Origin of the sequence: Methanothermobacter sp. DP (genome assembly GCF_026692625.1) — an archaeon.
Taxonomy (GTDB): domain Archaea; phylum Methanobacteriota; class Methanobacteria; order Methanobacteriales; family Methanothermobacteraceae; genus Methanothermobacter; species Methanothermobacter marburgensis.
In genome coordinates this window covers 856,747-882,856 of sequence record NZ_CP113501.1, presented here as the reverse complement: position 1 = coordinate 882,856, position 26,110 = coordinate 856,747, and the positions used below count along the sequence as shown (strand labels likewise).

Genomic DNA, 26,110 nt, shown 5'->3' with positions numbered 1-26,110 from the left:
TTCAAACATCTTTATAAAGATTGGGTAGTGAATATTATCATATAACTTTTCCAGCACTTCACAGCTTCTATCAGGGAGAGAATAAGATGACCGATAACCAGATCCCAAAGGATTACAACCATAAAAACGAGGTTAAATGGCAGAAAAAATGGCAGGAAGATGACATATACCGCTTCATAGGGTCAGGGACAAAGCCCAGGTACATCATAGACACGCCACCACCATACCCAACAGGATCCATACACATGGGCCACGTACTCAACTGGGTCTACATGGACATAATAGCAAGGTTCAGGAGAATGAGGGGATTCGATGTCCTCTTCCCCCAGGGCTGGGACTGTCATGGTCTCCCAACGGAGGTCAAGGTTGAGGAGACCCACAACATAAAGAAGAGTGACGTGTCACGTGAAGAATTCAGGCGCCTCTGTGTGGAACTCACACAGGAAAACATCAAGATGATGAAGGAACAGATGCAGCGCCTTGGCTTCAGCCAGGACTGGAGCCACGAATTCGTGACCATGACCCCTGAGTACATGAGGAGAACCCAGCTCTCATTCCTCCGCATGTACGATGACGGCCTCATATACCAGGGTGTGCATCCGGTCAACTGGTGCCCAAGGTGTGAGACTGCGATAGCCTTTGCAGAGGTCGAATACGTTGAGAACGAGACAAACCTCAACTATGTGAGGTTCCCTGTCGATGGTGGTGAAGATATAGAGATAGCCACAACAAGGCCGGAGCTCATGGCAGCCTGCGTGGCTGTGGCTGTGCACCCTGATGACGAGAGATTCAGTGAATTTGAGGGTAAGGAGATAGAGGTACCCCTCTTCGGCCAGAAGGTTAAACTGATAAAGGACCCTGATGTTGACCCTGAATTCGGTACCGGTGCTGTTATGATATGTACCTTCGGGGACAAGACGGACGTTACCTGGGTCAACCGCCATAACCTTGACATTATAGAGGCGATAGATGAAAGGGGATATATGACAGAGGCCGCAGGCAAATATAAGGGTCTTACCATAAGGGAGTGCAAGGAACAGATAGTTGAGGACCTTGAAAGGGAGGGCTTCCTCCTGAGAAAGGAGCCTGTCAAGCAGAACGTGGGCACCTGCTGGAGGTGCAAGACACCGATAGAGATCCTGGTCAAGAAGCAGTGGTTTGTGGCGGTAAAGAAACTCATACCCGATGTTAGAAGGGCTGCTGAGGAAATGGAATGGGTGCCCGAACACATGAAGACGAGGCTCCTCAACTGGACAGGGTCCATGGACTGGGACTGGTGCATATCAAGGCAGAGGATATTCGCAACACCCATACCCGTGTGGTACTGTAAGGAATGCGGAAGGGTCCACGTTGCAGATGAGGATATGCTGCCAGTTGACCCAGCAAGGGACGATCCAGGGATAAAATGTGAATGCGGAAGCACAGAATTCATTGGCGAGGAGGACGTCCTTGACACCTGGATGGACAGTTCAATATCCCCTCTCTCGGTTGCAGGATGGCCAGATGAATCCTACAGGGACCTCTTCCCAGCAAATCTTAGGCCACAGGGACACGACATAATCCGTACCTGGGCATTCTACACCATACTGAGATGCATGGCACTCACCGGTGAGAAACCCTTCAGTGAGATAGTGATAAACGGGATGGTCTTCGGGGAGGACGGACACAAGATGAGCAAGTCCCGGGGAAATGTTATAGCACCTGAGGAGGTCCTTGAGGACTACGGCGCCGATGCACTGAGGCTCTGGGCCGCAGGGAGTGTGCCAGGGTCAGACGTTCCATTTGCCTGGAAGGACGTGAAGTACGGCTACAAGTTCCTCAGGAAATTCTGGAATGCATTCAGGTTCATAAGCATCCACCTGGGAGATGACAGGGAGGCGGAATTCAGACCCCTTGACCGCTGGATACTCTCCAGGCTCATGAACCTGGTGAGGGACGTTACAGAGAGTCTGGAGGAGTACAACTTCGCCGCAGCGGTGGGGAGGATCCAGAAATTCGTCTGGCATGACTTCTGTGACGAGTACATAGAGGCTGTCAAGTACCGCCTGTACTCAGAGGGGGATGAGGCCTCAAGGGTGGCAGCCCAGACCACCCTCAGGATGGTCCTCGAGACATGCCTCAGGCTCCTTGCCCCGGTGACACCCCACTTCACAGAGGAGGTTCACCAGCACATCGGTGAGGGATCAATACATGTGAAAGCCTGGCCAGAGTACCGACCTGAGCTGGTTGACCCTGAAATCGAGGGGATGGGTGACCTTGCAGTTGCGGTTATAGGTGAAATCAGGAGGTTCAAGTCATCATCAAAGATGCCCCTTAACGCACCCCTCCGATCAGCCACCATATACACGGATGAGGATTCAGCGGCAATGCTGGAACCATTCCTCCAGGACATAGCCGGGACAATGAATATATCTGAGGTGGGCCTTGAGACGGGCGAACCTGAAATAACAGAGAGGGTCGTGGAACTTGAACCGAGAATGGACAGGATAGGGCCCGAGTTCAGGGGAGACGCCCCCGCCATAATCTCCCATCTCCAGGGATCTGACCCCCAGGATGTCTACGATGAACTCCAGGAGAATGGGGAAATAGAGGTTGCTGGAAGAAGACTCACAGCCGAATACATAAGCTTCAGAAAGGAGGTTGTGGGAACAGCCGGCGAAAGGGTCGACGTGCTCAACATGGATGAACCTGAGATCATAATAGAAATCGTGCGATGATCCCCTCGAGGTGTTTCAATGGAACTTAAAGTTGATGTGTCATCTGAACTTTCAGGAACGGTCAAGGCCCCGCCATCCAAGAGTTACACACACAGGGCAGTTATAGTGGCGGCTCTTGCAGATGGCATATCAGAGATCAGGGACCCCCTTGTGGCGGAGGACACCCTCTCCTCAGTGGAGGCCTGCCGGGCATTCGGGGTTGACATAGAGGGCAGTGAGAAATGGTCTGTCACCGGAAGCGGGGGCGAACTTGAAACACCCGACGATGTTGTATACCTTGGAAATTCAGGGACAACACTGCGCATCATGACCTCGGTGGCTGGCCTTGCAGAGAACTACACTGTACTCACCGGTGATGAGTCCCTCAGGACAAGACCCATGCAGCCCCTCCTGGACGCCCTCAAACCACTGGGTGTTGAGGCAGTATCCTCAAGGATGAACGGCCTCCCACCTGTTATTATAAGGGGAGGGTTCAGGGGCGGCGAGACATCAATAGATGGTAGTCTGAGTTCACAGTTCATATCGTCGATCCTCATAGCAGCACCCCTCTCAGAGGGTGTTGACCTGAAGGTTGAGGGGGAGTTCATATCAAGGCCCTACGTTGACATGACCCTTGATGTGATGGAGAAATTCTCTGTCCCGGTTGAATACTCTGATGGGGTATTCTCTGTTGAACCATCCAGGTACAGGGGAAGGAAGTACACGGTTGAGGGGGACTACTCCTCTGCATCCTACCTTGCAGGGGCAGTTGCAGTTGCAGGCGGAGAGGTCAGAATTGAGAACCTCTTCAGGGATTCCAGGCAGGGGGACCGTATCATACTTGACATAATCAGGGAGATGGGGGCCGATGTTGTGGTGAGAGATGACCACGTGGTTGTATCATCCACCGGGAAACTTTCAGGTGTCCAGGTGGACCTCCATGACGCCCCGGACCTCCTCCCAACTGTAGCGGTCCTCGGGGCCCTTGCAGATGGACGAACCGAGATAAGGGGGGTTGAACATGCAAGGTACAAGGAAACAGACAGGATAAGGACATGCGCCACTGAACTTGGAAAACTGGGAGTGGAGGTTAAGGAGCTGAGGGACGGCATGGTCATTGAAGGTGGTGTGAGGGGTGGGGTGGTCTCATCCCACGGCGACCACAGACTTGCAATGGCATTCACCCTCATAGGCCTCAGGGAGGGTATAACAGTAATGGATGGTGAGGTCTTCAGTGTTTCGTTTCCTGATTTTCCAGAGAGGATGAGGTCAATTGGGTGTCGGATAAACCTCCCACAGCATTAAATATATAAAATATGGTACATAAAATAGGGACACAGCATTCAGACATTATACTTAACTATAAATTGAGTGTGAGTTGATTATAATGAAAAATAAGGAGACAAAGGTTGTAATCTTCGGGGATTATGATACCGGTAAAACAACCACCCTTGAGCAGCTCTGTGATAAGATAACAAAGGTTGAGTACAAGGGCACAACACTGGCACTGGATTATGGTAACTGCATCGTTAACGGTGAGAAGATACACCTCTTTGCAACACCCGGCCACGAGAGGTTCAAGTTCATGCTTGAGATCATCTCCAATGGCCTTGATGCCGCCATAATAGTGGTGGATAACTCAAGGGGGGTAACCCTGGCTGAGAAGGAGATAATGGCAGAACTTGAGGAGAAAAACATCCCATACGTTGTGTTCTCAAATAAACAGGACCTTGATGATTCTGAACTTGAGATTGACAGGGATGTGGATGTTCTGCCCACCATTGCAACCGAGGGTGAGGGGCTGATGGACGGTCTTCAGCTTCTGCTCCAGAAACTTAACTGATTCTTTTTTCCGGTGGTATCCATCAGGGATATTGACAGGATAATGGAGGGTCTTAGGAGCCTCTACTCCCTCAGGGTCTTTGAGGACAGGGACCCCTACCGTGTCCTCATAAGGACAATACTCTCCCAGAGGACCCGGGACGAGAACACCGATGAGGCAACCGCCAGGCTGTTCTCTGAGTACCCCACCATGGAGGACGTTGCATATGCACCGGTTGAGAAACTGGAGCAGCTTGTAAGGAAGGCTGGATTCTATCACGTCAAGGCACGGAGGATCAGGGAGGTTTCGCGGATTCTCCTTGAGGAATACGGGGGGAGGGTCCCTGATGACATTGCTGAACTCCTTAAACTTCCAGGTGTTGGGAGGAAAACAGCAAACTGTGTGCTTGTATATGCATTCAATAAGCCAGCGGTCCCTGTTGATACACATGTCCACAGGATATCAAACAGAATAGGTCTCGTGAACACCAGGACACCTGAGGAGACCGAGAGGGCCCTCATGGAGGTCATACCCAGGAAATACTGGATAGAACTCAATGACCTCATGGTCCAGTTCGGACAGGACATCTGCAGGCCAGTGGGTCCAAGGCATGAGGAATGTCCCATTGCAGATGAATGCGACTACTATAAGAGCCTGATGGACGAAAGGGAAAAACCTGATGTTTAGGAGTAATTACTTTTTTCAGGCATTCATGAGAAATCCCTGATTAATTAAAATAAGCTTTAGAATCAATCTAATTTTTTACTTTTTCAGCATATGAAGGATATCTGATCAATTAAAATAAGATTTAGAATCAATCTACTTTCAAAATTAAAATCTAGAGATCTAGTTTCCCAGAGCGTTACAGGGAAAAAATATCAAATTTTAATTGATTTTTTATTCCCTGAGGGACGCCACCTTCTCTGCAAAGGCCGATAAAACCTTCTTTGAGAGGCCCTCAATGTACTTGAGTGACCCTGCGCATTCATGTCCACCCCCATCGATCACCGCCTCAGGAATCTCCTCTGCCAGTTCCCAGACTATCTCGTTGAGGTTGAACCCGAATTTCTCATTCACAGCGTCAGTTGCCCTTATAACCCCGAAATCCGGTCCATAGGCAAGGGTGATTATTGGTGTCTCCTCGCCGTGCTTCTGGACCATGTAGTCATGGACGAAGCCGCAGGTCTTGCCGGGGGCAGGGAAGGTGAAGCGGTGTGAGTACTTCTCAACGTCAAGGACATTGAAGAGTATACCATTGGGGAGCCTCGTGGATTTGAGGTTGGGTATCGCGGCCCGGAGCTGGGTATCAACCTTTCTCTCGTATTCCCTGTAGAGGGCGTCCACCAGTTTTTTGTGCTTATCAAGATTTCCAAGGCCGAGGATGGTGTCTATTATGCCCCTTCCATTCATGAATCGGAGGTAAAAAGCCTCAAAGTCAACACAGGCTGCTATTTTTTCAAGCTCATCCCGTTCATAGCCCCGCTCACCTGCGAGTTCAATGTAACCTTCGGCTTCAGGGGAGTTTGCATGGTCCCCCACAGCAGCAATGCCAGGGAGGTGCAGGATCCTCTCGGTGATCTCAGGGTTTATCATCTTGGCTATCTCCACTGAAAGGGCACCAGCCGTTATCTGGGAGTCCCCACCCACCAGGTATGGGTTCACGTGCACGTCAACGTATTCATCAACCTCCACCCTTCCATCGGTGACCTCACCTGGGTAGTGGTGGTCCACGACCACTATTTCGATGTCATATATCTTTGCCTTCATGAGGGCGAGTATGTCCTCCTCTGTCGACCCGTTGTCAAGGAGCACAAGGAGGGGGAGTTTCTGCCCGTGCCTTTCCAGGTCCTCAAGTGCATAGGAGAGGTCCTTCACCACGTCCTCCAGTTCATAGAACGGGGCCTTACTTGGGGCCCTCTTGAAGTAGTGCCACTCTGCATCTGTGCTGGGGTTCAGTTCCCTCAGCAGGGGCACAACTGCCTTTTCTATGGCCACACCAGCACATATACCATCGGCGTCTGCATGGTGCCTTACCAGTATGGATCTTCCATCGTATATTGCCCTTCTTATGGCCTTGGCTGCTTCAATGAGTTTCGGCCTCAGTTTTTCAAGGGTTTCGCTTTCTATGAGCAGGTCCTTCCTCTCAGGTTCTGCCCTCCTGTCAATTGCCTCATCGATGAGCCTCCTTGCCTCAGCGGCATCCTTTCCTATGAGGCGTTCAACGGACTCTGATTCTATCTGGATCTTGCCGGTGTGCTGGTTAACCTCACCTATAACCTCAACTATGTGTCCTATCTGGATGTGGGGGTAGACCCTTATGCCCGGCTCATCAAAGGCCGCTGCCCAGGTTGTCCCTGTCTCATCTGAGATTGTGAATATTGTTGGTCCCGAGGTCTGCTGTATCTGTATGACCTCACCCACTATTCTCACTGTTTTACCAAGACTCTTGGTGTCTATATCAGCTATTCTTGTCCTTGGGAGGTCCTTTTTTAATTTAACGATCTCATATGGTCCCTTTATACTGGCAGGTATCATGTCAACCTCGCCCTTATAGGGCTTCACATGGGATACCCTGACGAATATTTCGTCACCGATCCTGTGGTCAGGGAACAGGCCCCTCATGAGCCCCCAGACATGGCTGTTGAGGCTCACGAATACGCCATATTTTTCTATCCTCGTTATCTTTCCCCTGTATACGCTCCCGACCTCAAGGTCGTCGATGGTGCACGCAGGGTGGAGGACGTAGACGTGTTCCTTCTTCTGGCAGTCAGGGCAGTACTCGTCCCTGCCACTTATCCTCTTTCCACATGAGGGGCATATGTTAACCTCACCCTTACCCCCACAGGCGGGGCAGGGTTCCCTCACCTCGACCTCACCCTTTCCCCTGCATACCTCGCAGGGTACGTCATGGGCCTCCTCAAGGTCGAATCTCTGCCTTGCAGTGTTTGACACACCCTTGAAGTGGTCCTTAATATCCTCTGTTGATTGGTAGCCTGTCCCATGGCATGCGCTGCATATTTTGTAACTTTTAACACGGTAACCCTTACCCTTACATTCACTACATGACTGGATCATGGTATTCCTCATAGAAACGATTTATTTAATGATAAATAACAGGAACTTATTATATAATGGCGGTGTTCATTATTTATATTTGATTGTTGTGGAGCCGGAGGAATAACATGTCGGGGACATCACCCATAGCTGAGGGGATAATTAACTTTTTTGACAGGAGGAGACACCAATCAGGGGGTTACACACTTTATGAGGGGCTTCCTGACTCTAAAAACACGTATTACGCCATAAAGTCCCTTGAGGTGATTGATTCTCTCCCTGTTGACATTGGGAGAACCCTTGACTGGCTTGAGGAGCTGCACTCAAGGGGTAGCTTTGCTGCACAGGGACTTTTCTACAGGTGCAGTTTGCTGGCTGATTATGGCAGGGAATTCAGGGTAAAGCAGAGGTTTCTAGATCTTCTCAGAAGGTCCTACAGGAAATCAAAGCTTGAGATAACGTATTATATGGATTCGGTCCTCCGCCTCCATGGCGAGTACCTTGAGGGGGTCCCTGAATGGGTTCTTTCGCTTCAGAACGATGACGGCGGCTTTGGAAGGTACGGCTCAGACATCATAAACACCCACTTCGCAGTTGAGATACTGGAGGCCCATGGTGTGAGTTTCAGCAGGAAGGATGTGCTTGAATTTACTGATTCCTGCTGGGGTGATGGTGGGTGGAACTTTACACCCCTATCCTATCCACCCTACCTTGAGACGGTTTACGCAGGATTCAGACTCAATGAGATCCTCAGGGGAAGGAAATATGACGTGGAGGACTTCATATTGAAACTGAGAAACCCTGATGGCGGGTTCAGGAGGTCACTTTATATGGGTATATCTGAACCTGAGTACACCTACAGGGCGGTTTACATGCTTTTCACTGGGCGTTGAGTGGTGATTATCATTTTCTGTTACAGGATTTACAAGCAGTTAAATTTGGAAGAGGAGGGAAATTCATTTTTCTGATGGGGCTTTATCATGAATAGGGCAACTAAATTCATAATTATACTTGGAATTGTGAGTCTCCTTGCTGACATGACCTATGAGGGTGCCAGGGGAATAACAGGGCCATTCATGGCCTTCCTCGGCGCCAGCGCATTCATGGTTGGATTTGCGGCAGGGTTCGGTGAACTCTCCGGGTACCTCATAAGGTTCCTTTCAGGGTATGTCTCAGATAGAACAGGGAGGTACTGGTTCATAACATTTGCAGGCTACATTATCAACCTGATCGCCGTGCCTCTACTTGCATTTGCAGGTAACTGGCAGGTGGCGGTTCTCCTGATAATAATTGAGAGGATGGGTAAGGGCCTCAGGACACCACCCAGGGATGCTATTTTATCATATGCCTCCTCCACTATGGGTCATGGAACTGGATTTGGGATACATGAGGCACTTGACCAGATCGGGGCTGTTGCAGGACCTTTCATAGTTTTCATGGTTCTGGCACTTGGCGGAGGCTTCAGGGAGGGGTTCCTGGTCCTTGCAGTTCCAGCGGTCATGGCGCTCTCAGTTCTAACTGCAGGTTACCTCCTCTTCCCGCGTCCAGGTGAACTTGAAACCTCAACCAGGATTGATTACACATCATTCAGGGGCTCCTACTGGATTTATATGCTCGCTGTATGTTTCATAGCCCTCGGTTACGCTGATTTTCCCCTTGTGGGTTACCACCTTGGAGTGAGCGGGGTTCTGGAACCCTCAATGATTCCTGTCCTCTATTCCCTTGCCATGCTTACAGATGCCGTATCAGCGCTCATCTTTGGAAGGTACTTTGACAGGTATGGTTTCAGGGTCATGGCCCTTGCAGTATTCATATCCATGCTCTATGCCCCCCTAGCCTTCCTTGGCGGCTCACTGGCAGCGGTTACTGGCGCGGCACTCTGGGGTGTGGGTATGGGTGCCCAGGAGTCTGTTATGAGGGCTGCAGTCTCAAGGTTTTCCCCACCGGAGAGGAGGGGCTCAGCCTACGGGACTTTCAACATGGTGTTCGGGGTTGCCTGGTTTTCAGGAAGCCTTCTTATGGGTTACCTCTATGGTGTATGGATACCCGCGGTTGTCCTGTTTTCAGTTATAACCCAGGCAGCTGCCATAGCTGTAATAGCTGGTATTGAAAGGATGGAGGGCAAGATTCTAGATAAAGGCAGGTGGTATTGAAAAGATAGGGGGAAGGTTCCAGATAAAAGCAACCGCAAAACTTATATAAAATCAGTCTGAAACTTCAACCTATAGGTGATGGAGTCCACCTTTAAACGCTTTTTCTGGCTGATGACTCCTGCAGAAAAAATGTAGGAGGAGCTATCCTCCAGATGGAGGTATCAATTTGGAGTATGTTGCATTCAGCGTAGCTGTTATTATCTTACTTGGCCTTCTGTTCAGCAGGGCATTCAACCGTATCGGAATACCTGGAATCCTGGGGATGCTTGTACTTGGTATGCTGATAGGCCCTCATGGACTGAACCTGATATCAAAGAGTATAATGGACGTTTCACCGGACCTCAGGGTCATAGCACTCATAATAATCCTTCTGAGGGCTGGTTTCGGTATAAACCTTGAAAGCCTCAGAAAGGTGGGTATGACAGCGGTTAAGATGAGTTTCATACCCGACGTGGTTGAGGGTTTCGCCGTGATGTTCGCGGCCCACTACATACTGGGGCTTCCACTCATAGAGGCGGGTATCCTTGGTTTTGTTATAGCAGCGGTTTCACCTGCGGTTATAGTCCCACAGATGCTCTCCTTCATTGAGAGGAGGATGGGGACAGCCAAGGGCATACCCACCATTATACTCACAGGTGCATCTGTGGATGACGTTGTTTCAATAACCCTCTTCTCGGTGTTCCTGGGCATGTATCAGGGACAGCAGGTTAACTTCCTTGTTGAAGCCCTTGGGGTCCCGATATCCATTCTGACAGGTATAGTTGCAGGTCTTGCCCTGGGCCTTGCCCTGGTGTATCTCTTCAGGAAATTTGAGATAAGAAACACTGAGAAGACGCTCATCATCCTGGGCGCTGCAATACTTCTTAAAAATGCAGGGGATATACTCAGTGCCCATGTCCCGATAGCCGCACTTGTTGGTGTGATGGTAACGGGACTTGTTATACTTGAGAGGATGCCTGAAACAGGACTCAAACTCTCTGAGAAATTCAACAAGGTATGGATATTTGCAGAGATACTGCTCTTCGTGCTTGTGGGAGCAGCGGTTGACGTTAAACTCATATTCCAGGTGGGTCTCCTGGGACTTGCAGTGATACTCCTGGGACTTGCAGCAAGGAGTATGGGTGTGCTACTGGCACTCAGGGGCTCCAACCTTAATTTGAGGGAAAAGGTATTCTGTATAGCAGCTTACATACCAAAAGCTACTGTGCAGGCAGCTGTGGGTGCAATACCCCTTGCTGCGGGGGTTGCAGCGGGTCAGACAATACTCGCAATGGCGGTGCTTGCCATACTCTTCACAGCACCCGTGGGATCGCTGGCTGTTAGGATCACAGGGGAAAGGTTCCTGGAGGTTGAAGGGGCCCCATAAGGGGACCTGAACCTTTCAGGTTTATAAAAAGTGTGTACTGTGGGTTAACTGAACCTCTCAGGATTTTTATTTACAATTTCCTGTCTTTTTCTTTCAAATTCCTTTGCACTCAGCATGTAACCATTTGCAAGTTCTATATTGGAGTTCCCGCTCTCGGTATCGTTCAGTGTGAACATCTGTATGGCATTCTTAAGCTGGTAGGTGGCGTTGAGTTTTGCCTCCAGCTCAGAGACCAGTAGTTCGATGTAGTTGACCACTATGGGGTCACCTGCATCCTTAGCATGACCCAGGGCCTCGGATGCAAGGCTCCTTGCGGAACTGTACTCACTCTCTGCAAGTTCACACTTTGAAAGCGCCTCGTCCAGTTTGAAGCTGTTTGCTGCAAGTGCTGATTCATTGAAATAAGCATCACCCTTCTTTATATGGTCATTTATCTGGGGGGTGAGCTGGTTGATGCTGCTGTTTCCTGAAGTTATGCATCCACTCACACTCACGGTAAGAAGAAGGAGTGCCATAAGATAGATCCGCTTCATGGAGAGGATTTTATAATTTGAAAAATAAAAGTTTTGGGTTTAGGGGTCAGTTTTTCTGGTGGTTATGGAGCCAGATGGTCTGTAACTATGGGTTTATGGTGTCAGGATTCTTCACTGGTATGGAGTCAGATAGTCTGTAAATTAATCTTCACTCACTGTCCATGTGCTGAATCAGGGCTATCCTCACCCCATTGGGGTCCTCTATGAATGCAAGTTTTCCCACCGTTATGGGTGTTGGTTCCATTACAACCTTTGCCCCACGGGATCTCAGCTCCCTTAGTGTGACTTCAAGGTCATCAACGTCCATTCCCACTGAGAATAGTCCGTGTTTATTGATGGGATTCCTTATGAGCTCCACCATGGTTTCTCCATCACCCCTGAGGAGGGTTATCTCGCCATGATCTCCGAGGTCATAGTGGCTATCCACCTCAAAACCCATTACATCCCTGTAAAATTGGACGGATTCATCCATATCTTCAACTATCATTGTTACATACTTAATTTTCATAAAATAAAGCCTCCTTCCATAAAAACTCTCCAGAGGATCCCGTAGATACTAATACATGCCCAGATACTTCCTATTTAAATTTAGAGCAGCAAAATTCATTCTATGGATTAAAAAAATTAAGGGTTGATTGGACCATCTCAGTACCAGAGTCCATGTATATTGCAGTAGGCCCTCACCATGAACTCTGAGTCAGGGTCAACAGGGAATTCAGCCTCTGGCCTGTCACCTGGACTGAGATCCCTCCTGTGGACCTCTTCCCCTGCTATGACCTCTACCCACTGTATGTGATGGTTCTCCTCCATTGGGTGGGGTACCTCGCCAATTTTAACCCTGATTCCATCGCCGCTCCTCTCAACAACGGGCACGTGCTTTTCAGGCCCAACATCTGTCCTTCTTGCAACGAGGAGCTCCATTGGCTGGTTGCAGCATACGAGCTGACCCGCACCGGGGTTGAGCACCTCAACGATGTTCCCGCAGACGTTGCACCGGAATATCTGGTTCCTTTCTGTCATGTGGCTTCCCTTCTAGTACTCCTCACATTTCACCTGGAAGTACCTGGCGGGGTGGTCACATGATGGACACTTCTCTGGGGGCTCTGTCCCCTCATGGACGTAGCCACACTTCCTGCAGACCCAGACCACAGGTTCATCCTTCCTGTAAACCTTGCCTGTTTCAACAAGTTTAAGGAGCTTCCTGTAGCGTTCCTCGTGGTGCTTCTCTGCCTCTCCTATTGCCCTGAGCCTCTTGGCAATCTCAGGGTACCCCTCCTCCTCTGCAACATCGGCAAATTCAGGGTACATTTCGCTGTTCTCGTAGTGCTCACCTGCAATGGCAGCTATCAGGTTCTCATCGGTACTTCCAAGTATGAGGGGGGCCTCGGCATCCACAACAATGGACTCGGGCTCATCCCCTGCTTCCTCTCTGAGTTGATTTATGAGGCGGAAGAGCCACTTGGCGTGTTCCCTCTCATTGTCCGCGGTGGTCAGGAATATCTCGGATATCTGCTCGAATCCCTCCTTCTTTGCAATTTTCGCATAGAAGGTGTACCTGTTTCTAGCCTGGCTTTCACCAATGAAGGCCTTTGTAAGGTTCTCCAGGGTCCTTTTCATTTTTTTCACCCATCTAATATATGCCACCAACTCATATTAAATCCTTTCATTTTATGTTCTCTGCATGTGAACCTAACCGCTCTGTCCCCTGAAGCTGAATGTCTTGGCATTGAGGGCCACTATGACGGTACTTACAGACATGAGAATGGCCCCCATGGCCGGAGTCAGGATAAGGCCCTGACCATACAGCACCCCGGCAGCAAGGGGGAGGGCTATGACGTTGTAACCTGTGGCCCAGATCAGGTTCTCCTTCATCTTGCTGTAGGTGGCCGATGCAAGGTCCATGAGGTCAACAACATCCAGGGGGTTGCTCCTCACAAGCACCACATCGGCACTCTCAATAGCCACGTCGGTCCCGGCACCTATGGCTATTCCTATATCTGCCTGTGCAAGGGCAGGGGCGTCGTTGACACCATCACCCACCACGGCAACCCTCAGCCCATCACCCTGCAGATCACTGATAACCTCATATTTCTCCTTGGGGATGAGTTCGGCCTGGTATTCTTCAATGCCAAGTTCAGAGGCAACCCACTCGGCGACCCTCTGGCTGTCACCGGTTAACATCATACACCTTATACCCCTTGATTTGAGAATCCTGATGGCCTCCCTTGCCTCTGGGCGTATGACGTCTGCAAGGGCAATGCAGCCCTTGAGTTCATCATTCACGGTTACAAAGACCGTGGTTTTTGGCTGCTCCATGAGTTCATCAACCCGGGGGTCCTTGACCATGAGTCCGAGTTCCTCTGTGTAACTGTGGCTGAGTACCTTCACCCTTGAGCCGTTCACATGCCCCATGACGCCCCTTCCACCTATCGCCGCAAAGTTCTCCACAGGGAGCACCTCATCCACGGCCTCAACTATACCCCTGGCTATGGGGTGACTGGAGGCTGACTCAACGGCTGCAGCATAGGATAGTATCTCCCCCTCATCCATTTCAGGGTCAAAGGATATGACATCGGTTATTCCGAGTTCACCCACAGTCAGTGTTCCTGTCTTGTCAAAGACAACAACATCAGGGTTCATGGCGTTCTCGAAGGCTTCCCTGTTCCTTATGAGTATCCCCCTTCCTGCTGAGATTGCGGTGGATACCGCTATCACAAGGGGTATTGCAAGTCCCAGGGCATGGGGGCAGGCGGTGACCATGACCGTCACTGACCTTTCAAGTGAGAAGAAGGCTCCCATACCAAGTGCGTACCACGCTGTGAATGTGAGGGCCCCCCCTGTAAGGGCAACAAGTGTTAACCAGAATGCCGCCCTGTCTGCCAGCACCTGCGTTCTTGTCCTTCCCTCCTGGGCCGTTCCCACAAGCTGGATTATCTGGGAGATGAATGATTCCTCACCAACACGCTCCACCTCCACGGTCAGGGAGCCTCCGGTATTGATGGAACCCCCAATAACCCGGTCACCGGGGGACTTTCTGACGGGAACTGATTCCCCTGTGAGCAGCGCCTCATTTACATGGGACTCCCCCTTTATCACGGTTCCATCCGTGGGTATCTTCTCCGCTGACCTCACAAGCACAATGTCACCTGGTTTGAGGTCGGCCACATCCACATCCTCAACCTTCCCGTCGACCAGGAGGTGGGCCTTCTTGGGGATAAGCCTTGCAAGCCTCTCAATGGCCCCTGAGGCGCTTCGGACGGATCTCATCTCGATCCAGTGCCCCAGTAGCATGACGTCAATGAGGGTTACAAGTTCAACGAAGAATGTCATACCATCAAGGCCCGCCAGTACCCCCAGGCTGTAGATGTACGCCACGGTTATGGCCACTGCGATGAGGGTCATCATACCGGGTGTTCTGGATGAGATCTCCCTCAGGGATCCCCTCAGGAAGGGGTAGCCCCCATAGAAGAATATGATGGATGATATGATGAGAACAGCCAGTTCACTACCCTCAAAGCTTACCAGAACGGTCCCTGTGGGAAGTTCACCAAGCAGGATAACAGGGATGGTGAGGATGAGGCATATAATGAACCGCCTCCTGTATTCCATTTCATGGTGTCTGTGCATTTCCATTTAGATCACCCCCAGTTGTTTCAGGACGTCTCTGGGGTCATTCAGCGGGGGATAGCATCTGCTGCCATCACAGAGGTAGTAGGCGCAGCCCTCAGACGGAGCCCCCTTATCCCTGAGGTGCGGAGGTGCAATGGGCCAGTCATGGGGCATAACGGTAATGGTGAAGTCGGGTATCAGTTTCTTCCTGAGCTCCAGGGGTATAATGGGGTTTCCGCTGCAGACGACGGTGAGTGACCTCCCGCCACTGGTGGCCCACTCTAAATTGGAGAGAAGGAATGTGTGGGCTGCCGGTGCAGATTCAACCTCACCGGCAAAGGCCCTCATTACGTCCCTGGCAGATTCTGTTAGATCATCATCCTCGAGGATGCCCCCCAGCCTCAGGAGGTTAAGCATCTGCACAGAGTTTCCTGAGGGTATAGCACCATCAGTCGCATCCATGGGTTTTACTATTAGCTTGGGGTCATCGGTTGAATAGAATCCACCATCAGGGGCACCGAATCTATTCTCAAGGGATTCTGATAGTTCAAGGGCCATCTCAACGTAACCCTCCCTGAAGGTGGCATCATACATCTCAAGGAGTCCCCAGATGAGGAATGCGTAATCATCGAGCTTCCCGTCTATTCCAGCGTCCCCGTCACGGTAGCGGTGAAGAAGCTCACCATCCACGTGCAGGTTGTCCATGATGAATTTGAGGCACCTCTCTGCGGCGGCCAGGGCCTCTTCGCTGTCGAGGATCCTCCCACACGCTGCAAGGGCCCCAAGCATAAGGCCGTTCCAGTCCGTTAATATCTTATCGTCCAGTGCGGGGGCCGGTCGCTCCATCCTCCTCTCAAGGAGGTGCCTTCTTGCAGTCTCTATGATCTCATTGAGCTCACCAGGCGTGAGGTTGAACTCATCTGCAACCCTCTCTGGGGAGCCGATGTGGAGTATGTTCTCCCCCCTCACATCACCTGCAAAGTTTCCATCCTCAAGGACGTTGAAGTAGCGCATTACAACGTCTGCGTCATCCCCCAGGACCTCGCGTATCTCAGAGGCCCTCCAGAGGTAGTACTTACCCTCAACTCCCTCACTCTCGGCATCCTCAGCTGAATAGAAAGCCCCCTCAGGGGACTGGAGGTTTCCAAGAACGTATTCAACAATCTCAAGGGCGGTTTTTTTGTAGAGATCATCACCGGTAACCTGGAAGGCCTCCAGGTAGGCTTTCAGTATCAGCGCCTGATCATAGAGCATCTTCTCAAAGTGTGGCACAGTCCACGTGGGTTCAACCGCGTATCTGTGGAATCCGTAGCCCAGCTGGTCATATATGCCCCCGTACCTCATCCTCCTGAGGGTCAGGTTAACCATCCTCAGGGCCTCATCATCCCCTCGCCTCAGGTGATACCTCAGGAGGAAGTAGATGTTGTGGGGTGTCGGGAACTTCTGGTAGGATCCGAAACCGCCGTTCCGGGTATCGAAGTTCCTCCTTAGATACTCATACGCCGCATCCACGGTTTCGGGTTTGAGTTTGGATGCCTTCGCCACAGACTTTTTAAGGGCACTGACAACCTCCATGGCGGTTTTTGCTATTCCATCCGGGTCGTTCTTCCAGAGCAGAACCACCCTTTCGAGGATTGTCCTGAGACCGGGTACACCGCCCCGGTCATCGGGCGGGAAGTAGGTTCCTGCAAAGAATGGTTCCCCCTCAGGTGTCATGATGATTGTGAGGGGCCAGCCACCTGTCCCGGTCATCATCTGGCAGACCTTCATGTATATGGCGTCGATGTCAGGGCGCTCCTCCCTGTCCACCTTCACGGCAACAAAGTTTTCATTGAGTATGTCTGCGATTGCAGGGTCCTCAAAGGATTCCCGTGCCATCACATGGCACCAGTGACATGTTGAGTAGCCTATGGATAGAAATATGGGTTTTTCTTCCTCCCTTGCCCGCTGAAATGCCTCATCCCCCCAAGGATACCAGTTAACAGGGTTGTGGGCATGCTGAAGCAGGTAGGGACTCTTTTCATTTATCAGAGAATTAGTGAATTCTTTACCTTTCATTTCCTCCCCTCAACATCAATTATGTTGATCCGGCTTTATTAATATTAAGAGGCAGGCTGCTGTGGGGATTCGAATCATTTATTATTTCCCCAATCAAATATGGTACCTGTTGGGTGATCCACAATGAGTCTCATCATAACATACATAAGTACCAGGGGATGCGTGATAGCAGGAGACAAACGCAGAATAGCCTACTTTGGGGATAAATCAAAGAGGGAAAAGCTTGAAGAGGAACTATACAGTGGGAAGATAAAGAGTGACGATGAACTCCACAGGAGGGCGTCGGAGCTTGGTGTCAGTATAAAGGTCACAGATGACACAGCCAAGGTGAGAAGCCTGGGGGATGTGGTTGTTGGTGAGATAAGCCAGAAAACCCCATTCGAGACAAAGAGGAGAAGGATATACGCAACAACAGGCGCCTATCAGATAATAGATCTCACAGGCTCAAGGATAACCAGCATGGAGAAGGGTGAAACTGCGATAATCGTCTTTGGAAATAAGGTGGCCAAGGAACTGACAAACAGGTTCCTTAAGAAGAGGTGGAAGACAAAGACGACCCTCAAGGAGGTTGAAAATCTTTTCAGGGAACTCATGGATTACGTTTCATCCAGAACCCCCTCAGTTGGCAGTAAATATGATATATTCATGAAGAGCCCCTCACTGGATAAGAGGAGCGCACATAAGCTTCTCAGCGATACAATCGTTAGGGACGTCCGGCTCCTCCAGAAGTGGAGGGCTAAACTTAAACAGGAGATGCTTGATCGCAGAGAGGAGATGAAACTGGCATCCAGAATACTCACTGAGGGGGAGGTTGGCCGTGTAATCAGTCAGGACGGCAACCATGTTGAGGTAAAACTTTCAGATGGTGTCGAGGCCTACGACACCAGATGGAAACGTGTTGCAGGCCCCGGTGAGAATGTTCTCATGAGGCTCTCAGACGATGTTGCGGTGGCTGCAGGTGAGAGGGTCGCTGTGAGGAACGAGAACCTCTGCGTGGACGGAAGGGACATAAAACTTGAGTGCGACGTCATAATCTGCCGCACTGAGGAATAGGGTTTTAGGAAATGCGTCAGGGGAATAGATTTTTATAATCTCCCCCCATTACATAGATAGGTGATATAAAATGAGGCTAACATTTCTGGGGAGTGGTGGCGGACGATTTCGCCACCATAACACAGAAGAGGATGACCGGCGGACTTAGAATTGATGGAATCGGTGGAATGAACATCCATGTGGATCCCGGCCCGGGTGCCCTTGTGAGGTCCTACCAGTTCGATGCTGACCCCAGAAAACTGGATGCAGTCATGGTCTCACATTCACATACTGACCATTACACCGACGCCGAGGTACTCATAGAGGCGATGACAAGGGGGATGACCCGCCAGAACGGGACTGTTGTGGGTAGTGTGAGTGTCATAGATGGCTACAGGGACTGGGGTCCCTGCATATCAGATTATCACAAGAGAAAATCTCGCTGCCTGACACTATCCCCCGGCGAGACCGTGGAGATAGGGGAGATTGAGGTGATGGGTACAGGGACCGTGCATGGAGACCCCACAGGGGTGGGATTCAAACTGAGGGCTGGTGATCTTACAGTATCCTACACATCGGATACAGAATACTTTGATGGGCTCTCAGAATACCACAGGGACGCGGATGTTCTCATAGCAAGCGTCATAAGGCCCGGGAATGACCATATAAGGGGTCACATGTGCACCGATGACTTCATAAAACTCGTTGAGGAGGTTGAACCGGGACTTGCGGTGATGAGCCACCTTGGAATGAAGATGATACTCAATGACCCTGAAATGGAGGCATTCAGGGTTCAGGAGGTCACAGGGATCCGTACACTGGCAGCGAGGGATGGGATGAAAATTGAACTGGATGAGAGCGGCATTTTTAACATGATCCGCTGATTTTGCCTGAGATGGTGCTGAAAGGTGAGAACCTGGAGCACCAAAATTTTATATAATAAAAATGCATTAATTCTTGACATGCCCCGGTAGCTTAGGTGGGAGAGCGCGGGATTCGTAATCCCGAGGTCGCGGGTTCAATCCCCGCTCGGGGCTCTTATTTTTTCATGGAATGGTTCGGTCAGAAGGGCTCCAACCAGGAGTCCGAGGGCTATTGCAATCACCGTCATTGAAAAGAGTGTTATCTCAGCAATGGAGGTCAGGTAGTTCTTCCCGAGGAGATTGGCAAGTCCTATGAACCCTATGGACCCCGGTGCAAGGAACCAGAAGGCGGGGTAGAGCGTGACAAAGTGTGGGGTTTTACCGGCCATCTCAATGGCCCTCGCCACCAGGGTCATGGAGAGGGCACCCAGAAAGGCCCCAAGAAGCCCACCCCCCATGGTGTTTCCAAGCTGCTGACCAACAAGTGCCGTGTAGAGCACAAGGAGTATCCAGGGAAAATCGCTTCTGTAAACCGATAGGAAGAGGTATATTCCAGCCGCAAAGAGCACAGCGCCAATGTAGGGACTGTAACTAAGTGTTGAAATTTTGATTGCCGCGAATTCTTCCTGGGGAAATCCATTGATCTGCATACCCATCAGAACACCGAATACCAGGAGCAGAAGGAGCATGCAGCCGTATATCACCCTGCTGGATCCTGATACCAGTTCACCGCTTGCAAGTTCATATATGCCCGTTGTGAGGGTGACCCCCGGGATGAAGTATATGAGTGGGGGTACAATGAGGGTGAGGTTACCTGTGACGGCCCCTGCCCTTATCAGAAAGAATGCAACACCTGAAACCGTGAAGGAGGCAAGTACAGGCATGATTAGGGAGAGCCTCCTGTTACCGTAACCCAGCACTATCAGCGCGCCTGATATCACGCTTAGAAGGGAGGAGTAGACCACAAGGTTCAGATCAGGCTGTATCAGGAAGGCTATCCCCACCGAGAGAAGCAGGTACCCCAGGAACATTCCATGCGCCCGAACCTGTGGGGTCCACCCACTATTTCCCTGAGTTCATCAATTGCGTCGCTGATTTCAGTCCCGCCTGACCTGACATCGTCAATGAGCCTGTAAATCTTTGTAACCTGGTGGAGAGGCATCACACCGGGTGACTGGGCTGCAAGGCTCATCCGTGATGTCTCCCCGCCAGCCTTGATTATCAGCATGGTTGGGAGGACCGAAACCTCAACCTCCACATTCTGTGACTCTGCAACGCCCCTTAAAATTCTTTCAGTTTCGGAAACAGAGTTTCCTGAGGCTATAAGCGCCCTGCTGAGCTCCTCAAGGAATTCCACCAGTTTATCCGTCATTTTTCTGCTTGCTTATATCTGTGGGGTGGATGAAACCTGCCCTTATCATGTGGTCTGCAAGGACCATCGCAACTGCGGCCTCGGCAACCGGCACAACCCTCGGGCATATGCAGGGGTCGTGCCTTCCATGGATCTCAATCCCGGTCTCCTCCATCCTCTCAAGGTCGACGCTTCTCTGGGGCAGCGATATTGATGGTGTGGGCTTCACAGCTATCCTTGCAGTTATGGGCATGCCGCTGGATATACCCCCGAGTATACCCCCTGAGGTGTTGGTGGTTGTCCTTATTTCACCGCCAGCGATGTAGAACTCGTCGTTTATTTCACTGGCATGGTGTTCTGCAACCTCAAATCCCATTCCTATCTCCACACCCTTCACAGCCCCGATACCCATGAGTGCGGCTGCAAGGTCAGCGTCAAGTTTACTGAAGACAGGGTCTCCAAGCCCGGCCGGCACCCCCAGCGCCACAACCTCAACGACTCCACCAACAGAGTCACCCATTTCCTTAGCATCAAGGATGGCTTTCTCCATCAACCTGGCCGCAGCGGGATCAGCACATCTAACGGGGTTTCTCTCTGCGTACTCCCCTATCAGTTTCAGGTTTACCCGGTCTGCCCTGATGTCACCCACCTGTACCACGTGTGCGTTCACCTGGATACCATGGGTTCCGATGAGTTTCTTTGCAACCGCCCCGCCAATCACGTGTCCAATGGTTACCCTTCCACTTCCACGGCCACCTCCACGGTGGTCATAGTGGCCGAACCTGGCCCTCCAGGTGTAGTCGCCGTGGCCGGGTCTTGGCACCGACTTGAGGTTACTGTAACTTGCAGAGTCAACGTCACGGTTCCTGACAATTCCGGCTATGGGGGTCCCGTCTGTTTTACCCTTGAATATCCCTGAAAGTATCTCAACCCTGTCCATTTCACCCCTGGGGGTGGTTAAACTGCTCGTACCGGGTCTTCTCCTGTCTAGTTCCCTCTGGATGTCCTCTTCACTCAGTTCAAGGCCTGCGGGGCAGCCATCGATAACCGCCCCAAGTGCAGGTCCATGGCTGGACCCGAAGGTTGTAACCCTGAATACTTTGCCGGTACTGTTCCCAGCCACCGAATCACCACCATGGAGTTATGAATTCATCGATTTAATCCCTTGAGGGGAGCATGGGTATTAACCATCCAACGAAGCTATCAACACTTCTTGTCTGCATGTAAACGGTTCCTGTACCTTCAAATTCGGCTACAAGTCCCTCTCCACTGAGAAATGTGCTTTTAAGTCCTCCGATCTTTCGCACATGGAAGTCAAGGCCCTCTGTGAAGGCTACGATGTGGCCTGTGTCCACCACGAACCTCTCATTCACAAGTTCCCTGTGGTATATTGCCCCGAAACTTGAGAGGAATATGGGTCCGGAGGCCCTCACTTTAAGCAGGAAGAGGCCCTCACCTCCGAAGAATGTTTTGAAACCCCCAAATTTGGTATCTATCTCCACATCCTCTGAAGCCGCCATGAATGAGCCGCTCTGAGCATAGAGTGTCTCATGGGTTTCAATGACCTCAACATCTCCTGGATATGATGGTGCAAGCTGTATCTCACCCATTCCCTGTGACCGGAAGGTGTTGAGGAAGATACTTTCCCCTCCAAGCATGGATCTCTTAACAGCCCCCAGAAGACCCCCTGTTTCGGTCTGGATCTCTATGTTGGAGCTCATACTCACCATTGCACCGGCCTCTGCCTTTATGGCTTCACCGCTTGCAAGCTGGATATTTGCCATACTGTAACTTGGTCTGTTTATGATTTCATATTTCATGCACTTATCTGTGTAGCTTTTAATTAATAAACTGATCAGCTGAAGCCGATGTGTGCAGATTTTCCAGAGAATTTGTGAACTGACTTAGCTGAGGCCGGTGTGTTTGTGGATCTGAAGAATCTGAGGTGTGTGGTGTGTGATGGTGCAGCATTCTATTCCAGTATGGTGAGTCGGCGCGACACCTCCACATGCTATCAGTGCCTGTAACCTAAACCTTTAACTGTGGTCTCCATACTTATCCCTATACATGAAGGTGCTCATGGATATCTACAGGGTGCTCATGGAACTCTATGGTCCCCAGGGGTGGTGGCCGCTCCTTGATAGGGATACCCTCAAACTCAGGTACCACCCTGGCGACTACACTCCACCATCATCTGAGACCGAAATCTTTGAGGTGATGGCGGGGACAATACTCACCCAGAACACGTCATGGGACTCAGCTGCAGCTGCACTCCGCAACCTCGCATCAATGGGTGCCCTTGACCCTGAGGATATACTTGCAGCTGATGACGATGAACTTGAGGGTGCCATCAGATGTGCCGGTTTCTACAGACAGAAGGCATCATACCTGAGGGGGATTTCAGAGTTCTTCATCTCCCTTGAGGGCACCAGCCCATCCAGGAAGGAGCTCCTGGGGGTAAGGGGTGTTGGATATGAGACCGCGGATTCCATCCTCCTCTATGGATACAGAAAACCTGAATTCGTGGTTGATGCGTACACAAGGAGGATGTTATCCCATACCGGCATTATAGAGGGGGATGAGGGCTATTCGGTGATAAAGGGGATCTTTGAAGAAAACCTTGAACCTGATTTCAGGGTCTTTCAGGAGTACCATGCCCTCATTGTGAGGCACGGAAAACTGTATTACCGGGGGCGGGTTCATGGTGAGGGGGATCCCCTCCCACAGAGACTCTATGGTGATTCAGGTGATTGATTTCACTGATCTGAGCATTGCAATAATAAAAAGAACGTTCCAGAGGAGATTTGAACTTGCAAGGATCACCAAAAGGTCAGATACCTTCAGGAAAATTGTCAGGAGACTGTTCTTTGAGGGGGACGATATACAGGTCATACCCAGGGACGCGTCGGTTGAAGTAAATAGGAGTTTTCAGCCACCGGAGAGTACCGTGCTGCCATCAGATGTTTTAAGGAGGATGATACTTCGCTCAAAGCACATATTCAGGATGGACTTCTGTATATGCAGGGTTTCATCCGGTTGCAGTGACTATCCCCATGATCTCGGCTGTCTCTTCCTGGGCCCCGGGGCACTGAGGATATCGGATAAGGTTGGAGGCCTCATATCAAAGGAGGAGGCCCTTGATCACATTGAAAGGTGCAGGGAGGCGGGCCTGGTCCATATAATAGGTAGAAACAGGATAGACTCTGTCTGGCTCAATTCAGGCCCACACGATGAATTACTTTCTGTCTGCAACTGCTGTGAATGCTGCTGTCTCTGGAGGATGACTCCCCTCCTCTCTGAGGACATAGCGTCGTCCATAACACCAATGGAGGGGGTCAGTATCGTAAGGGACGCTGAAAGCTGTGTTCTCTGCGGGCGCTGTGAGGAGGCATGTTTTACAGGTGCCATCAGTGAAGGGGGAGCACACCATGATACCGGGAGGTGCCTCATATGCGGAAGATGCGCTGAGAGGTGCCCCCAAGATGCCCTGAAAGTAGTTATGGATCCTGATGCTGTTGATGAGGCTGTAAGGAGGGTTGAGGTCCTTGTGGACGTTGAATCGTGATGTCAGTGAAACGTCCTTCAGGTCAGTACAGCGTCCGGGCGTTATGTTTTTTAGCGGTGAAAATGTAATATTTATTCTGTTCAATCTTTTAAGAGTTACCTGTGAGTGATATTATGGAGTTTCCCACAAAAAGGATGCGAAGATTGCGGAAGAGTCCACAGATACGTGACATTCTCCGAGAAACACGGCTGCACTCATCAGACCTCATCTACCCCATTTTTGTGAGTGAAAAACTTGAAGGGGGTGAACGTGAGGCCATAGACACAATGCCTGGACAGTACAGGTACTCTGTGGATGATGCGGTCTCTGAGGCATCCAGACTTGAGGATGAGGGGCTTTCAGCTGTCCTTTTATTTGGCATGCCATCCACCAAGGATGAGCTTGCCTCATCAGCATATGACCCTGATGGCGCTGTGCAGAGGACCGTTAGGAGGTTGAAGGAGGAGACAGAACTCGTTGTTATGACAGATGTCTGCCTCTGCCAGTACACAACCCATGGCCACTGCGGTATCGTCGTTGATGGGGAGGTTGTCAATGATGAAACCCTTGATGTCCTTGCAAGGATAGCCCTCTCCCATGCAGAGGCCGGTGCAGATGTGGTTGCCCCCTCAGATATGATGGATGGGCGTGTTGCAGCTATACGGCGGGCCCTGGATGATGCAGGTTTCAGTGACACGCTGATAATGTCCTATGCCGTCAAGTATGCATCCGCATTCTACGCACCATTCCGTGAAGCGGTCTTCTCAGCCCCAGCATTCGGTGACCGCAGGTCATATCAGATGGACCCTGCAAATGTCAGCGAGGCCCTCATGGAGGCGCAACTTGACCTTGAGGAGGGCGCCGATATACTGATGGTGAAGCCCGCCCTGGCATACCTGGATGTGATAGGGGCTGTGAAGGACAGATTCAGGGTCCCCCTTGCAGCCTACAATGTGAGCGGAGAGTATTCAATGCTGAGGGCGGCCATAGATAACGGATACCTTACTGAAGAGGCGATATATGAGTCTATCCTGTCAATAAAACGTGCAGGCGCTGACCTTATAATCTCACACTTCGCACCGGAACTTCTGGGGGTGATCTAGTGGACCCCCTCTATGTTTCAAGGATAGCCCAGATAGCATCTGTACTGGAGGTCAGCGGCTATCCGAAACCAGGGAACGTCCACAGAACCCGCGACTTTGATGACATGGTCTATGAGGACTTCCTGGTGAGCGGGATAGTCATCGGGGATACCATGCGCCTTGCAGCTAGAAGGGGTGTCGATCTGAGGGATAGTTTGGATCTCTCAGCCATTGGACTGGGGGAACTCATACTGAGGGCTGTGGAGGATACCGGGAAATGGGTTTCCACCAACACAAACCTGGGTATAGTCATGCTCCTTACACCACTCTCAGCAGCCGCAGGAATGGTTGATGAAGGGGATCTGCAGGGGTTAAGGGAACAGGTGAACAGGTTAATACTTCAGACAACACCTGAAGATGCTGTTAATCTCTACAGAGCCATTTCTGCTGCGAATCCAGGGGGTATGGGTGAACATGAAGGCCTCGATGTTAATGACCCTGCATCACAGCAGAGGATACTCGATGAGAAAATCACACTCTTCGATACACTGAAGATGTCCTCTGACTGGGACCTCATTGCAAGGGAACTCACGTCGGGGATGCCAGTCACATTCAATGTCGGGTTCCCGGTGTTCAAGGCGACCGTCAGGGAACATGGGATGAACCGGGCAGTTGTCCAGACATTCCTCACAATACTTGCAAGGTTCCCGGACACCCTCATAGCAAGGAAGTATGATGAAAAAATAGCAGAGGAGGTTTCAGAGGAGGCCGCCGAGATTGTTGACAGGGGCGGTGTGCTCACAGAGGCGGGGCTTAAACGTGTTGAAAGGTTTGACAGGAAACTCCACAGCAGCGGTTTAAACCCGGGCACAACAGCGGATCTTACAGCGTCATCCATAATGGTGGGTCTTCTTGATTATTTTATTCAGAACACAGATTAAAAACTG

General features: G+C 50.8%; 22 protein-coding genes, 1 tRNA gene, 1 pseudogene and 1 riboswitch. Of the genes and pseudogenes, 14 read left to right on the top strand and 10 right to left on the bottom strand.

The annotated features are described in order from the left end of the window. The first annotated feature begins 86 nt into the window (after positions 1 to 86). The 4 genes from OXN82_RS04700 to OXN82_RS04685 all read left to right on the top strand — a co-directional run bounded on the left by OXN82_RS04700 (position 87) and on the right by OXN82_RS04685 (position 5,205). Positions 87 to 2,717: a valine--tRNA ligase gene (locus OXN82_RS04700; protein WP_321210841.1), complete on the top strand. Its 2,631-nt coding sequence runs from the start codon at positions 87 to 89 to the stop codon at positions 2,715 to 2,717. Positions 2,718 to 2,735: 18 nt separating this feature from the next. Further along, complete coding sequence (gene aroA / locus OXN82_RS04695) at positions 2,736 to 4,001, top strand: 3-phosphoshikimate 1-carboxyvinyltransferase (RefSeq protein ID WP_321210840.1); 1,266 nt, start codon at positions 2,736 to 2,738, stop codon at positions 3,999 to 4,001. A gap of 82 nt (positions 4,002 to 4,083) precedes the next feature. Beyond that, entirely contained in the window at positions 4,084 to 4,539 is a 456-nt protein-coding gene (locus tag OXN82_RS04690) for a GTP-binding protein (protein WP_013295975.1), read from the top strand. Between the two features lie 42 nt (positions 4,540 to 4,581). Beyond that, positions 4,582 to 5,205: an endonuclease III domain-containing protein gene (locus tag OXN82_RS04685; RefSeq protein ID WP_321212154.1), complete on the top strand. Its 624-nt coding sequence runs from the start codon at positions 4,582 to 4,584 to the stop codon at positions 5,203 to 5,205. Between the two features lie 210 nt (positions 5,206 to 5,415). Here OXN82_RS04685 and OXN82_RS04680 read toward each other — a convergent pair whose 3' ends face one another. Then, a complete protein-coding gene (locus OXN82_RS04680; RefSeq protein WP_321210839.1) occupies positions 5,416 to 7,593 on the bottom strand; it encodes a DHH family phosphoesterase in 2,178 nt (725 codons plus the stop codon). Positions 7,594 to 7,700: 107 nt separating this feature from the next. Between OXN82_RS04680 and OXN82_RS04675 the strand changes: the two genes are divergently transcribed. The 3 genes from OXN82_RS04675 (at position 7,701) to OXN82_RS04665 (ending at position 11,091) form a co-directional block, all read left to right on the top strand. Beyond that, complete coding sequence (locus OXN82_RS04675) at positions 7,701 to 8,465, top strand: prenyltransferase/squalene oxidase repeat-containing protein (RefSeq protein ID WP_321210838.1); 765 nt, start codon at positions 7,701 to 7,703, stop codon at positions 8,463 to 8,465. An 87-nt stretch (positions 8,466 to 8,552) separates the two neighbouring features. Further along, the gene (locus OXN82_RS04670) at positions 8,553 to 9,725 is read left to right on the top strand and encodes an MFS transporter (protein WP_321210837.1); all 1,173 of its coding nucleotides are present in this window, start codon (positions 8,553 to 8,555) and stop codon (positions 9,723 to 9,725) included. Between the two features lie 65 nt (positions 9,726 to 9,790). Then, positions 9,791 to 9,853, top strand: a riboswitch (Fluoride riboswitch). Positions 9,854 to 9,891: 38 nt separating this feature from the next. Beyond that, on the top strand, positions 9,892 to 11,091 hold the full coding sequence (locus tag OXN82_RS04665) for a sodium:proton antiporter (RefSeq protein WP_321210836.1): 1,200 nt from the start codon (positions 9,892 to 9,894) through the stop codon (positions 11,089 to 11,091). A gap of 44 nt (positions 11,092 to 11,135) precedes the next feature. Here OXN82_RS04665 and OXN82_RS04660 read toward each other — a convergent pair whose 3' ends face one another. The 6 genes from OXN82_RS04660 to OXN82_RS04635 all read right to left on the bottom strand — a co-directional run bounded on the left by OXN82_RS04660 (position 11,136) and on the right by OXN82_RS04635 (position 17,291). After that, entirely contained in the window at positions 11,136 to 11,624 is a 489-nt protein-coding gene (locus OXN82_RS04660) for a hypothetical protein (protein ID WP_321210835.1), read from the bottom strand. A gap of 148 nt (positions 11,625 to 11,772) precedes the next feature. Further along, complete coding sequence (locus OXN82_RS04655) at positions 11,773 to 12,132, bottom strand: VOC family protein (protein ID WP_321210834.1); 360 nt, start codon at positions 12,130 to 12,132, stop codon at positions 11,773 to 11,775. Positions 12,133 to 12,269: 137 nt separating this feature from the next. Beyond that, positions 12,270 to 12,644, bottom strand: coding sequence for a desulfoferrodoxin (locus OXN82_RS04650; protein WP_013295966.1), 375 nt, complete (start codon positions 12,642 to 12,644; stop codon positions 12,270 to 12,272). Between the two features lie 12 nt (positions 12,645 to 12,656). After that, positions 12,657 to 13,241, bottom strand: a complete 585-nt coding sequence (rbr, locus tag OXN82_RS04645) for a rubrerythrin (RefSeq protein WP_321210833.1) — start codon at positions 13,239 to 13,241, stop codon at positions 12,657 to 12,659. 72 nt (positions 13,242 to 13,313) lie between these two features. Further along, positions 13,314 to 15,257 (bottom strand): copper-translocating P-type ATPase, encoded by a 1,944-nt coding sequence (locus OXN82_RS04640; RefSeq protein WP_321210832.1) that lies wholly within the window; start codon positions 15,255 to 15,257, stop codon positions 13,314 to 13,316. Then, positions 15,258 to 17,291 carry a thioredoxin domain-containing protein gene (locus OXN82_RS04635; protein WP_321210831.1) on the bottom strand — a complete coding sequence of 678 codons (2,034 nt, stop codon included), beginning with the start codon at positions 17,289 to 17,291 and terminating at the stop codon, positions 15,258 to 15,260. Between the two features lie 123 nt (positions 17,292 to 17,414). Between OXN82_RS04635 and OXN82_RS04630 the strand changes: the two genes are divergently transcribed. From OXN82_RS04630 to OXN82_RS04620, 3 genes are all read left to right on the top strand, one after another. Next, positions 17,415 to 18,344, top strand: a complete 930-nt coding sequence (locus OXN82_RS04630) for a DUF2121 family protein (RefSeq protein WP_321210830.1) — start codon at positions 17,415 to 17,417, stop codon at positions 18,342 to 18,344. 95 nt (positions 18,345 to 18,439) lie between these two features. After that, positions 18,440 to 19,207 carry an MBL fold metallo-hydrolase gene (locus tag OXN82_RS04625; protein ID WP_370005794.1) on the top strand — a complete coding sequence of 256 codons (768 nt, stop codon included), beginning with the start codon at positions 18,440 to 18,442 and terminating at the stop codon, positions 19,205 to 19,207. An 80-nt stretch (positions 19,208 to 19,287) separates the two neighbouring features. Continuing rightward, positions 19,288 to 19,360, top strand: a tRNA-Thr gene (locus OXN82_RS04620). On the opposite strand, the pseudogene OXN82_RS04615 reads toward OXN82_RS04620, so the two are convergent. From OXN82_RS04615 to OXN82_RS04605, 3 genes and pseudogenes are all read right to left on the bottom strand, one after another. Beyond that, positions 19,342 to 20,558 (bottom strand): annotated as a pseudogene (locus OXN82_RS04615) (threonine/serine ThrE exporter family protein). The gene OXN82_RS04620 and the pseudogene OXN82_RS04615 sit on opposite strands and share 19 nt — an antisense overlap. Continuing rightward, positions 20,548 to 21,660, bottom strand: coding sequence for a chorismate synthase (gene aroC / locus OXN82_RS04610; protein WP_321210828.1), 1,113 nt, complete (start codon positions 21,658 to 21,660; stop codon positions 20,548 to 20,550). The pseudogene OXN82_RS04615 and the gene aroC overlap by 11 nt, the downstream one beginning before the upstream one ends. 34 nt (positions 21,661 to 21,694) lie before the next feature. Continuing rightward, a complete protein-coding gene (locus OXN82_RS04605; protein ID WP_147671786.1) occupies positions 21,695 to 22,357 on the bottom strand; it encodes a TIGR00266 family protein in 663 nt (220 codons plus the stop codon). A 247-nt stretch (positions 22,358 to 22,604) separates the two neighbouring features. On the opposite strand from OXN82_RS04605, the gene OXN82_RS04600 reads away from it, so the two are divergent. The 4 genes from OXN82_RS04600 (at position 22,605) to OXN82_RS04585 (ending at position 26,104) form a co-directional block, all read left to right on the top strand. Further along, positions 22,605 to 23,291: an endonuclease III domain-containing protein gene (locus OXN82_RS04600; RefSeq protein WP_321210827.1), complete on the top strand. Its 687-nt coding sequence runs from the start codon at positions 22,605 to 22,607 to the stop codon at positions 23,289 to 23,291. Beyond that, the gene (locus OXN82_RS04595) at positions 23,284 to 24,102 is read left to right on the top strand and encodes a 4Fe-4S binding protein (RefSeq protein ID WP_321210826.1); all 819 of its coding nucleotides are present in this window, start codon (positions 23,284 to 23,286) and stop codon (positions 24,100 to 24,102) included. The genes OXN82_RS04600 and OXN82_RS04595 overlap by 8 nt, the downstream gene beginning before the upstream one ends. A 113-nt stretch (positions 24,103 to 24,215) precedes the next feature. After that, positions 24,216 to 25,184, top strand: a complete 969-nt coding sequence (gene hemB, locus OXN82_RS04590) for a porphobilinogen synthase (RefSeq protein WP_321210825.1) — start codon at positions 24,216 to 24,218, stop codon at positions 25,182 to 25,184. Beyond that, positions 25,184 to 26,104 carry a triphosphoribosyl-dephospho-CoA synthase gene (locus tag OXN82_RS04585; RefSeq protein ID WP_321210824.1) on the top strand — a complete coding sequence of 307 codons (921 nt, stop codon included), beginning with the start codon at positions 25,184 to 25,186 and terminating at the stop codon, positions 26,102 to 26,104. Before hemB ends, OXN82_RS04585 begins: the two co-directional genes overlap by 1 nt. Positions 26,105 to 26,110 lie beyond the last annotated feature (6 nt).